The 12429-nt window shown below is 65.5% G+C and carries 9 protein-coding genes; 6 read left to right on the top strand and 3 right to left on the bottom strand.

Translation table 11 applies throughout. The features are described from left to right. Nucleotides 1-5 precede the first annotated feature (5 nt). On the bottom strand, nt 6-431 hold the full coding sequence (locus H3H36_RS11630) for an acyl-CoA thioesterase (RefSeq protein WP_182217600.1): 426 nt from the start codon (nt 429-431) through the stop codon (nt 6-8). A gap of 191 nt (nt 432-622) precedes the next feature. Between H3H36_RS11630 and ychF the strand changes: the two genes are divergently transcribed. From ychF to H3H36_RS11615, 3 genes are all read left to right on the top strand, one after another. Beyond that, complete coding sequence (gene ychF / locus H3H36_RS11625) at nt 623-1714, top strand: redox-regulated ATPase YchF (RefSeq protein WP_182217598.1); 1092 nt, start codon at nt 623-625, stop codon at nt 1712-1714. 205 nt (nt 1715-1919) lie between these two features. Beyond that, entirely contained in the window at nt 1920-3317 is a 1398-nt protein-coding gene (locus H3H36_RS11620) for a 2-hydroxycarboxylate transporter family protein (protein ID WP_229219863.1), read from the top strand. A 120-nt stretch (nt 3318-3437) separates the two neighbouring features. Then, complete coding sequence (locus H3H36_RS11615; RefSeq protein ID WP_182217596.1) at nt 3438-4286, top strand: SIR2 family NAD-dependent protein deacylase; 849 nt, start codon at nt 3438-3440, stop codon at nt 4284-4286. A gap of 5 nt (nt 4287-4291) precedes the next feature. Here H3H36_RS11615 and H3H36_RS11610 read toward each other — a convergent pair whose 3' ends face one another. Continuing rightward, a complete protein-coding gene (locus H3H36_RS11610; RefSeq protein ID WP_182217594.1) occupies nt 4292-6013 on the bottom strand; it encodes an MORN repeat-containing protein in 1722 nt (573 codons plus the stop codon). A 334-nt stretch (nt 6014-6347) separates the two neighbouring features. Between H3H36_RS11610 and H3H36_RS11605 the strand changes: the two genes are divergently transcribed. The 3 genes from H3H36_RS11605 (at nt 6348) to H3H36_RS11595 (ending at nt 10324) form a co-directional block, all read left to right on the top strand. After that, nucleotides 6348-8021 (top strand): NYN domain-containing protein, encoded by a 1674-nt coding sequence (locus H3H36_RS11605; protein ID WP_182217591.1) that lies wholly within the window; start codon nt 6348-6350, stop codon nt 8019-8021. Nucleotides 8022-8170: 149 nt separating this feature from the next. Further along, nucleotides 8171-9025 carry an MOSC domain-containing protein gene (locus H3H36_RS11600; protein WP_182217588.1) on the top strand — a complete coding sequence of 285 codons (855 nt, stop codon included), beginning with the start codon at nt 8171-8173 and terminating at the stop codon, nt 9023-9025. 129 nt (nt 9026-9154) lie between these two features. Continuing rightward, nucleotides 9155-10324, top strand: a complete 1170-nt coding sequence (locus tag H3H36_RS11595) for a GGDEF domain-containing protein (protein WP_182217585.1) — start codon at nt 9155-9157, stop codon at nt 10322-10324. A gap of 85 nt (nt 10325-10409) precedes the next feature. Here the strand turns inward: H3H36_RS11595 and H3H36_RS11590 are convergent, their stop codons facing one another. Further along, complete coding sequence (locus H3H36_RS11590) at nt 10410-12389, bottom strand: monovalent cation:proton antiporter family protein (RefSeq protein ID WP_182217582.1); 1980 nt, start codon at nt 12387-12389, stop codon at nt 10410-10412. Nucleotides 12390-12429: the final 40 nt, after the last annotated feature.

Genomic DNA, 12429 nt, shown 5'->3' with positions numbered 1-12429 from the left:
CGCCTTTACAGCTTCGCCAGCACGGCCCGCACGTTGTCGGGAATGGTGACGGGCTTGTTGGTGGCGCGGTCCACGTACACGTGCACGAAGTGGCCGGCGGCGGCCGGCACCGGCTCGTCGTTGCGGTAGATGCCGATTTCATAACGCACGCTGGAGTTGCCCAGTTTGCTCACGCGCAGTCCCACGTGCAGCAGGTCGGGGAAGGAGAGCTGGCTGAAGTAGGCGCAGGCGCTGTCGACCACGTAACCGACCAGCTGGTCGTTGTGGATGTCGAGCACGCCCTCCTCGATCAGGAACTGGTTCACGGCCGTGTCGAAATAGCTGTAGTACACGACATTGTTGACGTGGCCATATTGGTCGTTGTCTATCCACCGCGTGGGGATAGTCATGAAGTGGCGGAATTGCTCCCGTCCGGCATTGCGCAAGATCATGCGATTTCCTGTTTGGTGAATAAAACTTTCATTTTAGCGCCCATTGTCGGGTATTTTTTTGAATAGCGGTGGCGAGAGAGTTACAATTGTTCCTTGAACGCTGCAAAACAGCACAATTTCCAGCAAACGCCGCCTCGCCGGCCGTTTTTCAGTGCCGCTCGCCGGCATGATTGATTAATTAAAGGTTTTTCATGAGTCTCCAATGCGGCATCGTCGGCCTGCCCAACGTCGGCAAGTCCACCCTGTTCAACGCCCTGACCAAGGCCGGTATCCCGGCCGAAAACTATCCGTTCTGCACCATCGAACCCAACGTGGGCGTGGTGGAAGTGCCTGATCCGCGCATGGCCGCGCTGGCCGAGATCGTCAAGCCCGAGCGCATGGTCAACGCCATCGTCGAATTCGTAGACATCGCCGGCCTGGTGGCGGGCGCCTCCAAGGGCGAGGGCCTGGGCAACCAGTTCCTGTCCCACATCCGCGAGACCGATGCCATCGTTAACGTCGTGCGTTGCTTCGAGGATGACAACGTGATCCACGTGGCCGGCAAGATCAGCCCGCTCGACGACATCGAAGTGATCCAGACCGAGCTGGCCCTGGCCGACATGGGCACGGTGGAAAAAGCCATCCACCGCGAAAACAAGAAAGCCCGCTCCGGCGACAAGGACGCGGCCAAGCTGGTGGCCCTGTGCGAACGGCTGATGCCGCACCTGAACGAAGGCAAGCCGGTGCGCACCATGGGCCTGGACGCCGACGAGATGGCGCTGATCAAGCCGCTGTGCCTGATTACGGCCAAGCCGGCCATGTACGTGGCCAACGTGTCCGATACCGGCTTCACCAACAACCCGCTGCTGGACCAGCTGACCAAGTTCGCCGCTGCGCAGAACGCGCCCATCGTGGCCATCTGCGCCGCCATCGAGTCGGAAATCGCCGACCTGGACGACGCTGACAAGACCGCCTTCCTGGCCGACATGGGCATGGAAGAGCCGGGCCTGGACCGCCTGATCCGCGCCGCCTACAAGCTGCTGGGCCTGCAGACCTACTTCACGGCCGGCGTGAAGGAAGTGCGCGCCTGGACCATCCACACGGGCGACACGGCGCCACAGGCGGCCGGCGTGATCCACACCGACTTCGAGCGCGGCTTCATCCGCGCCCAGACCATCTCCTACGACGACTTCATCGCCTACAAGGGCGAGGCCGGCGCCAAGGAAGCGGGCAAGATGCGCGCCGAAGGCAAGGAATACGTGGTCAAGGATGGCGATGTGCTGAACTTCCTGTTCAACGTCTAAACGTGTCAGCATCCGTTCGCATCCCGGCGGATGCGAACGAATGATCAAGCCCCGGTTCCTGCCAAGGTGCCGGGGCTTTTTCTTTGCGCGCCTGATCCGCGGCCGATAGCGGATTGAAAGGTTGGGCCGATATAGTCGTCACTGACCCTGGGGCCATGCCCAAGGTGAACAGAAGATTTTAATTTCCAGAGACGACAGTAAGCCCATGAATACTTCCCACGCCCGCCATGCCGACGGCGGTACACCCGCCCAACTCCCCCCATCGCGCACCCCGCTCGAGGACAGCGCCGGCAAGCCGCATGGCAAGACGCCATGGCATATTTACGCGTGGCGGGTGATGGATACGCGGGTCGGCCTGATTCCATTGCCGATCTATTTGCTGCTGCTGGCGCTGCTCGGCGGCTTTATCGCGCTGGGCAAGCTGCCGACCGACATCTCGGTGTCGATCGCCGTGCTGGCCGTCGGCGGCTTCACCTGCGCCGAGTTCGGCAAACGGATGCCGCTGTTGCGCAACATCGGCGCGGCCGCCATCTTCGCCACCTTCGTGCCTTCGTTGCTGGTCTACCTGCACGCGATACCGCCCGTGCTGCTGAAGAACGTGGTGGAATTTACCAAGGTGAGCAATTTCCTGTACCTGTTCATCGCCTCGATCATCGTCGGCAGCATTTTCAGCATGGACCGCACGGTGCTGGTGCAGGGTTTCCTGAAGATTTTCGCGCCGCTGGCGGCCGGCACCGTGGTGGCCGCGCTGGTGGGCACGCTGGTCGGCGCCATGCTCGGCCTGGGCTGGCAGCACACGCTGTTCTTCATCGTCGTCCCCATCATGGCCGGCGGCGTGGGCGAGGGCGCCATCCCGCTGTCGATCGGTTACGCGGCCATCCTCGGCCAGGCGCAAGGCGATATGTTCGCGCAGGTGCTGCCGCCGGTGATGCTGGGCAGCCTGTGCGCCATCCTCATGGCGGGCACGCTCAATTTCGTTGGCAAGCGCTACCCGCAGCTGACCGGCGAAGGGCGCTTGCAACCGGGCGTCGAGAACGAGGCGCGCGTCGTCGAGCTGCCCGCCGGTACGGTCGATGTGGCCCAGGTGGCCGCCGCCGGCGTGACCGCGATCTCCCTGTACATGGTGGGCCTGATGTCGGCCAAGCTGTTCGACTTCCCGGCGCCGGTGGTGATGCTGTTTGTCGCCGTCCTGTTCAAGCTGGGGCGGCTGGTGTCCCCGCAGTTGCAGCAGGGTTCGCTGGTGGTCTACAAATTCTTTTCCACCGCGGTGACCTATCCGCTGCTGTTCGCCATTGGCGCCGCCATGACGCCGTGGGAAAAGTTGATCGCCGCCTTCACGCTGGCCAACCTGGCCACCATCGTGGCGACGGTCGCGGCCCTGATGGCGACGGGCTTTCTGGTGGCCCGCCGCATGAACATGTATCCGATCGAGGCGGCCATCGTCAACGCCTGCCATAGCGGACAAGGCGGAACGGGCGACGTGGCCATCCTCACGGCCGCCAATCGCATGCAACTGATGCCGTTCGCGCAGATCGCCACCCGCATCGGCGGCGCCATCGTCGTGACCCTGGCGCTGTTCGCGCTGGCGCGGCTGGCGGGATAAATCAGTCGCGCATGGCCGGATTTCCGTTGGGGCGCAAAAGAAATTAAGCCGCGCATCGACGCGGTTTGCTATTCTTGTCGCGTTTCTTTGTCGTGCCGAAAAACCTGGACGGATTACCTGATGAAGCTATCGCAAGCGGACACTATCGCCCGCGCCTGCATGGACGCCGCCGAGCTGATCTCGCAGGCCGATGGCCTGCTGATCACGGCCGGCGCCGGCATCTCCATCGATTCCGGCATGCCCGACTTTCGTGGCGACCGTGGCTTCTGGCACGCCTATCCCGGCCTGGGCACGCTCGGCATGCGATTCCACGAGATCGCCAATCCGCGCGCGTTCCGCGACCGGCCGGAAGTGGCGTGGGGCTTCTACGGCCACCGGCTGGCGCTGTACCGCGCCACCGCGCCCCATGCCGGCTTTGGGATGTTGAAGGAACTGGCCAGCGCGATGCCCAAGGGCGCGTTCGTCTTCAACAGCAACGTCGATGGCCATTTCCAGAAGGCGGGTTTCGATCCGGAGCGCGTGGCCGAATGCCACGGTTCTATCCACCACATGCAATGCCTGGCCGGCTGTGGCCAGCCGCGCTGGCCGGCCGGCGATTTTGTGCCCGTCGTCGACAACGCCACCTGCACGCTGCGATCAGCCTTGCCGCGCTGCCCCGCGTGCCACGGCGTGGCCCGTCCCAACATCCTGATGTTCAACGACGATGGCTGGATCGCGGACCATGCGGACCGCACCATCAGCCGCCTCGAGACCTGGCTGGCGCGCCTGCAGCGTCCCGTGGTGCTGGAGATCGGCGCCGGCACCGCCATTCCTACCGTGCGCAGGTTCGGTGAGTCCATCGGTTGCCCGCTGATCCGCGTGAACACGGGCGAGTCACAAGTGGGCCTACGCCGCGACATCGCCATTCCGCTGGGCGCGCTCGATGGCCTGAGCCGGATACACGCCGCGTTCAAGAAACTGGCGGCGTAGGCCAATTACGCGTCCTTTTCCGTGGCCGGCAGCGCCGGCTTGACGGTATTGCGCGACAGCGTGCCATCTTCCGTGCGTTCATCCTCGCGGAACGTGCCGCTCCAGCTGTCGCCGTTCTTCCAGGTCAGCGTGCCTTTGCCGTGGCGCAGGTTGGAGCGCCACTGGCCTTCGTAGCGGTCGCCGTTGGCCCACTCCATGCGGCCCGTGCCGGTACGGTAGCCGGCCGCCAGGTCGCCCACGTACACGTCACCGTTGGCCCACGTCACCTTGCCGTTGCCGGTGTAGGTGGCCTGGTTGGCATCGAGCACGAACGCGCCTTCGATCACGGCGTCGCCCGCCTGCACGCGGATAGTGGGTGCGGTGGCGGCGGCGGCCACGGCGGCGGCCGCCGTGCCGGGCAGGGGCGCGTCCGACACATACGTCTCCAGCACGTTCGGATCGACCGTGTTGGTGACGGCGTAGGTGATGGGGCCATTCGGATCCTCGCCGTTCAAGGCCAGTTGCACGCGTTCGGCATTGCCGCTCTTGTCCGCGTAGCCCATCATCCATTTCAGGCGTTCCTCGTCGAACACGAAGGCGTTCTGCGCCATCGATTGCGAGGCCAGCTTGTAGTGCAGCGTGTAGGCGGCGATCGGGTCGCGCCCCAGCTTGGCCATGCGGGCTATGGCCCACTGGTCGGCCATGTAGAAGCCGGTGCCGGCCACCCAGGACACGCCGCTCAGGCTGTCCCTGAACACGCTGGCGGCCTTGAGCGAATCGATCGCCACTGATTGCGCCTGGCTGCGCGCGACGGTCAACAGCGCGTTCTGCGCCTTGGCCCGCAGCGAGGCGGCCGCCTCGTCCGCCGCCACCTTGGCCGCCGCCTCCAGCGCGGCCTGGCCGGCGGCGCGGCTGGCCTGGGCGCTGGCCGCCGCCGCCGCGGCCGCGTTGGCCGAGCTGGCCACCGCGCTCACGCCACTGACGACGCTGGCGATGGTGATGCCGGTTTTGACGATCTTCATGCCGTAGTGGTACACCTTCATGCGCGCGCCCGCCTCCTCGGACAAGCCCTGGGTCCACAGCACCATCCACAGCGCTTCGTCCGGTGTCAGGTCTTGCGCGAACAGGTCCAGCGGGTGGGTGCTTTGCAGCCAGTGGTAGCCTTGCGCTTCCGTCGCCTCCGGCGCGGCGATGTTGACGTGGCCACGGCAGACTTCGACCGGCGTGACGGTAACCTTGCGGCCGCCGGCCAGCTTGAGCTTGAACGGACGGCCGTCGTCGCGCAGGCTGTTGAGTTCCTCCAGCATCTTGGCCGTATCGGCCTTCGAGTAACCGTCCACTTCCTCGATATGGTCGCCCAGCGCCAGACCCGATTCGCGTGTGGCCGCGATCACGGTCAGGCGCTCGTCTACCCGCAAGCCGCGCACCCAGGCGATCTTCTTTTGCTTGGGCAGGTCGTAGGACGACGCCGTCACGAATGGCAGTTCATATTGCGTGCTGCAATCCTTGTCCTTCAGTTCGGCCGTCTTGATGATGCCGGGGCGCAGCGCCTGCTGGCCTTTGCCGTAGGTGCGGATGCGGGCCAGCAGTTTTTCGTCGACCGGGCTGCCGTCATCGACCGTGTAGGTGGTGCCGCAGCCGGCCAGCAGCAGGGCCAGTGGCAGCATGGGCGCCAGCGCGCGGTAGCGTTGGGGACGGATGGTGGCGCCACGGGGCGGCCGGGTTGGTGGGGTGCCGGATTTACGCATGCCATTCTTCTCTGGATAAGGTCAGCGGGTGGTTCGCAAAAGCACATCGTAAGCCATGGCGGGCGTTGCCAAAATGGCTTATTAGTACGTAAAGTTAATTTCCAGGTGGGAATTTATCCGGACTGTGGTTTAAATGCAATTGTCTACTTCCGGTTGCTCCTTGCATGTGGCTTGTTCGCACAAGTGCGTGGTAAGTGATGCCAGGCGGCGGCACGGCTGGTCATTTCACCAACGCCGCCAGGCCAGTTCGGTATAATCGCCCCATTGTCTTAGGCGTCCCGCCTTGGCGCTGCCGCGCCGGCCTCACTCTCCTCACTAGAAAAACACATTCCACATGGCATCTCCCAACGATAACGTCAGCATGGCGCTGTTCTGCGATTTTGAAAACGTGGCGCTCGGCGTGCGCGACGCCAATTACGACAAGTTCGATATCAAGCCGGTGCTGGAGCGCCTGCTGCTCAAGGGCAGCATCGTCGTCAAGAAGGCTTACTGCGACTGGGACCGCTACAAGGGCTTCAAGGCGCCCATGCACGAGGCCAACTTCGAGCTGATCGAAATTCCCCACGTGCGCCAGTCCGGCAAGAACTCGGCCGACATCCGCATGGTGGTCGACGCGCTCGACCTGTGCTACACCAAGTCGCACGTGGACACCTTCGTCATCATCTCGGGCGATTCCGATTTTTCGCCGCTCGTCTCCAAGCTGCGCGAGAACGCCAAGAAGGTGATCGGCGTGGGCGTCAAGCAGTCCACCTCGGACCTGCTGGTGGCGAACTGCGATGAATTCATCTTCTACGACGACCTGGTGCGCGAAAGCCGCCGCGCCGCCAAGCGCGATTCGCGCGATGCGCAGCCGGCCGTCAAGCGCACGCCCGAGGAGGAAAAGCGCCGCCGCGAGGACATGGAGAAGCGCCGCAACCAGGCCATGGAAATCGTGGTCGGCACCTTCGACGCGCTGGTGTCCGAGCGCGGCGACAGCGGCAAGATCTGGGCTTCCGTGCTGAAGGAGGCGATCAAGCGCCGCAAGCCCGATTTCAGCGAGTCGTACTACGGCTTCCGCACCTTCGGCAACCTGCTGGAGGAAGCGCGCGCCCGCGGCCTGCTGGAATTCGGCCGCGATGAAAAGTCGGGCGCTTACGTGTACCGCAGCAGCGGTGCCGCCAACGGCCACGTGCTGGCCGATGGTGCTGGCGTAGCGGAAGCGGCCGCACCGGCGGAAACGGTGGAAGCCCCGCGTCAGGAAGGCCGTCACGAAGGCCGCCAGGATGGCCGTCGTAGCCGCGGTCGTGGCCGTGGCCAGTCCGGCCGCCATGCGGAGCGCGGCGAGCGTGCCGAGGAAAGCGCCACGGAACTGGCGATGGACGCCGAACCGGAAGTGCTGGACGCGGAACCGTTCGAGTTGGTGGACGTGGTGGAGGTGGTGGAACTGGTCGAAGTGCTGGCCCCGGCCGAAGAGGGCGAAGTCATCGACCAGGCCGACATCATCGAGGCGGAACTGGTCGAGCCGCGCCAGGAAGGCCGTCATGGCCGTGGCAAGCGCGGTGGCCGCAAGCAGGCGGAACACAAGGGTGGCAAGGCAGCGGCCAGCGCGGCGGTGGATGCCGTGGCGGCCCAGTCGTCCGCGCCGGCCGAGGACGTGGCACCGGCGCACCCGGTCGACCAGGCGCCGGTCAGTCAAACGGCCCAAGCGACCCAGGCGGTGGAACCGGAGGCCGATGCCAAGCCGGCCAAGCCAGCCAAAGCCGCCAAGCCGCCAGCCAAGGGGGCCCGTGCCACCAAGGTCGCGGCCAAGAAGAAGTCCCCGGCCCAGGACAAGGCCAAGCCAGCCGCCACCGAAGCGGCGGACGCGGTGGAGGCTGCCGCCCCGGCAATCGCGCCGGTGCCCGAATCCGCACCGGCAGCGGATGCGCCTTCGGCCGCCGCGCAGGAGGCGGAAGCACCGGCCAAGCCAGCCCGCAAGCCCCAGCCGCGCGGCCGTCGTCCGCGCAAGGACGCCAAGTCCGAAGCATAAGCGCCCGCGCTGCGCGGCCCGGCGCAGCAAGGCGGTGCAGGTGTCACGTCAAGGTGCCAGGCCCCACGGTCTGACACCTTGCGCGCTTTCTGCCATACTTCACTTTTGGACAACCTTGCCGCGGCGCTCACTGCGCCGCCACGTGCCGTATGCCGACGCTGACCGCCATCACCCTCTATCCCATCAAATCCTGCGCCGGCCTGTCACTGCAGGAAGCCACGCTGACCGAAGCGGGTCTGATGACCCAGCACATCTACGACCGCGAATGGATGGTGGTTGATGCAGCAGGGCGCTTCATGACCCAGCGCGAGCATCCGCGCATGGCCCTGATCGTGCCGCGCCTGAAGGGCGAAACGCTGGAGTTGCGCGCGCCCGGCATGCTGCGGCTGGAGATTCCACTGGGCTTGCCCCATCCCGAGCAGGCCGTCGCGCGCACCGTGCAGGTGTGGGACGACAGCGTGCTGGCCTACGATTGTGACGCGCTCACGGCCACCTGGTTCAGCAACGCCATCGGCGTGCCGTGCCGGCTGGTGCGCTTCCACGCGGACGCGCTGCGCAAGGTCAGCGAGAAGTGGACCCAGGGCGTGGCTGCCACCACCCTGTTCTCGGACGGTTACCCGGTGCTGGTGGCCGGCGCCGCCTCGCTGGACGACCTCAACGCGCGCCTGGTGGCGGCCGGCCGCGACCCCGTGCCCATGAACCGCTTCCGCCCCAATCTCGTCATCGCCGGCCTCGAAGCGTTCGAGGAAGACTACGCGGCCGCCTACCGTTTGGGCGAGGCGGAACTGCGGCCCGTCAAGCCGTGCTCGCGCTGCCCGATCCCGTCCGTGGACCAGGATACGGCCCAGATCGGCCCCGATCCCGTGGACCTGTTGCGCAGCTACCGCGCCAAGCCGGAGCTCGATGGCGCGATTTGCTTCGGCATGAATGCCATCGTCATGGCCGGCGCCGGCCAGCGCATACGGCTGGGCCAGGAAGTCGATGTTGAATTGGCGTTTTTGTAATTGAATTTACTTTTTGGCATTTCCAACCTCTGTTTCTTGGCGTAATGTTGTAATCTGCCGGATGGTCAATTCCGTCACGATCCGGCCTGGTTACTGGTCATAGTCGCTATCGAGTAAGGGTTGGTTTTTATGACGCACACTGTCACCGGCGCGATGCCGTCCCACGCTGATCCCGCCACGCGGGCCAGCGAGCTGGCGGCGGAGAACCAGGCGCTGCGCGCGCGCATGGCCTACCTGCTGGAGCAGGCCGAGCGCAACCACTCGATCATGTGCCGCCACCAGGCGTTCGACCTCGACATCGTGGGGGCCGGCACCTTCCCGGAACTGGTGGGCACCATCTTCCGCAACCTGCCCGTGATCTCGGAACTGGAAAGCGTGACGCTGACCCTGATCGACGAGGATGCCGACATCCGCACCGTGATGGGCAAGCTGGGCGTGGTGTTCGCTGATTTTCCGCATCTGATTTTCGTCGAGCAGGTCGATGAACTGGGCTTCGACCTGGGCCGGCGTAACGCCAGCACGCCGGCGCCCAAGCCGCTGCTGGGCATGTACGATCCCGCGCGCCACGCGCTGCCGTTCCCCAACGCGCCGGCCGGGCTGCAAAGCGTGGCCCTGGTGCCGCTGATGCGCAACAAGCGCATCATCGGTTGCCTCAATCTGGGCAGCGTGGACCCGACCCGCTTCACGCCCAGCCTGGGCACGGACTTCATCGAGCACATGGCATCCATTATCGCCATCTGCCTGGAAAACGTGATCAGTAATGAGATGCTCAAGTACATCGGCCTGACCGATTCGCTCACGGGCGTCTACAACCGGCGCTACCTGGACCGGCGGCTGCTCGAGGAGATCGCGCGCGCGCGGCGCCAGCGCTACCCGATCTCGCTGATGTTCATCGATATCGACCACTTCAAGCGCGTCAACGACACCGTGGGCCACCAGGGCGGCGACGATGTGCTGCGCGAAGTGGCGGGCCGCATCAAGGACGAGTTGCGCTTGTCGGACGCGCTGGCCCGTTTTGGCGGCGAGGAATTCGTTGTGTTATTGATCGATGCGGACCTCGATAGCGCCGCCTTCGTGGCCGAGCGCATTCGCGCCAGCGTGGCCGGCACGCTGATCGGCCTGACGCAGGAAGTGCGCCTGTCCGTCACCGTGTCGATCGGCGTGGCCTGTCTTGATCCCGACCAGGCCGTGGGCGAACCGGAACTGGTGGCGCGCGACCTGCTCGCGCGCGCCGACGGCGCCTTGTACCAGGCCAAGGAGGGCGGGCGCAATCGCGTGATCCGCCACTTGCCCGCCTGAGAAAAGCGGGGTCAGGTCCGGCAACCTGCCAAATCGGTGGCGCGATGCCGGACCTGACCCCGCTTTCTTTGACCCCGCTTTTCGCTTAACGCAGCAGCCGGCTTTCGGCCCGGCTCACGGCATCGGCCGCGCCGCGCACCACCACCACATCGTCGGGCGCCAGCATGGTCTGGGCGTCCACTTCCAGCCGGCCCATGCCGCGCCGGATGCTGGCCACTTCCGCGCCCGTGTCCTCCAGCTTCAGCTCGCCGAGCGACTTGCCGATGGCGGCCGCGCCTTCGCTCAGCGTGACCGAATGCAGGCGCACCAGGTCCGCCTCCTCGCTGCTGTCGCTGGCGCCGTGGAAGTAGCCGCGCAGCGAGGCGTAGCGTTCCTCGCGCGCCGTCTGCACCCGGTGCACCACGCGCCGCAGCGGCACGCCCAGCATCACCAGCGCGTGCGAGGCCAGCATCAAGCTGCCTTCCATCAGTTCCGGCACCACTTCCGTCGCGCCGGCCGCCTTCAGCCGGTCCAGGTCCGTGTCGTCGTGCGCGCGCACGATCACGGGCAAGGTGGGCGCCAGCTCGTGCACCAGGTGCAGCACCTTGAGCGCCGATGGCGTGCTGGCATAGGTGATGACGACAGCGCTGGCGCGGTAGATGCCGGCCGCCACCAGGCTTTCGCGCCGGGCCGCGTCGCCGTAGGACACGTTGGCGCCGGCCGTTTGCGCCTCCTGCACCCGCTCCGGGTCCAGGTCCAGCGCGTGGTAGGCGATCTTTTCCTCGCCCAGCAAGGTGGCCAGGCTCTGGCCGCTGCGGCCGAAGCCGGCCAGGATCACGTGCTTCTGGGTCGACATGGTGCGGCTGGCGATCTTGGTCAGCGCCAGCGACTGCATCATCCATTCATTGCTCGACACCTTCATCACGATCTGGTCGGACTTGGCGATGATGAACGGCGCGGCCAGCATCGACAGCACCATCGAGGCCAGCACCACCTGCACCACGTCCGGCGCCAGCACATGGCTGCCGCCGGCCAGGTTGAGCAGCACGAAGCCGAATTCGCCGGCCTGGGCCAGCGCCAGGCCGGTGCGCAGGGCCACGCCGTCGGTGGCGCCGTACAGCTTGGCCAGGCCGGCGATCAGCGCGAACTTGAGCAGCACGGGTCCCACCAGCAACAGCAGCACCAGCCACCAGTTCTCCAGCACCAGGCGCACGTTGAGCAGCATGCCGATGGTGATGAAGAACAGTCCCAGCAGCACGTCGCGGAACGGCTTGATGTCTTCTTCCACCTGGTGCTTGTATTCCGTTTCCGAGATCAGCATGCCGGCCACGAACGCGCCCAATGCCAGCGACAGGCCGGCCCGCTCCGTGATCCAGGCCGCGCCCAGCGTCACCAAGAGCAGGTTGAGCATGAACAGTTCCTGCGAGCGGCGCTTGACGACGATGGTGAACCAGCCGCGCATCAGCTTCTGGCCCAGGAACAGCAGCAGCACCAGCACGCCCACGGCCTTGACGCCGGCCCAGCCCAGCGTTTCGAGCAGGCGGTCGGGCTGCTCCGTCAGCGACGGGATCAGGATCAGCAGCGGCACCACGGCCAGATCCTGGAACAGCAGGATGCCGATGATCTTGCGGCCATGGGCGCTTTCCAGCTCCAGCCGCTCGGTCAGCATCTTGGAGACGATGGCGGTGGACGACATGGCCATGGTCGCGCCCAGCGCCAGCGCGCCCTGCCAGCCCAGGTGCAAGCTGGCCGGCAGCACGTGGCCGATGGCCCAGCCAAAGCCCATGGCCAGCGCGATGGTGAACCCCACCTGCGCCATGCCCAGCCCGAACACGATGCTGCGCATGGCCATCAGCTTGGCGGTGGAAAATTCCAGCCCGATCGAGAACATCAGGAACACGACACCGAATTCGGCCAGCGTCTGGCTGGCTTCATTCTGCTCGGCCAGTCCCAGCGCGTGGGGGCCGATCAATATGCCCACGGCCAGGTAGCCCAGCATGGGGGGCATGTGCATCATCCGGAAGGCGACCACGCCGAGCACGGCCGCGCCCAGCAACAGGAGTGTCAGTTCCAGGGAAGAAAACATTTATATCCGACTCAAGGGTAGGGGATTCCGTTGTTTGTCA

This window comes from Rugamonas fusca (assembly GCF_014042365.1).
Lineage (GTDB): Bacteria > Pseudomonadota > Gammaproteobacteria > Burkholderiales > Burkholderiaceae_D > Rugamonas > Rugamonas fusca.
The sequence above is the reverse complement of the archived record's forward strand: the minus strand, read 5'-3'. Positions and strand labels throughout refer to the sequence as shown.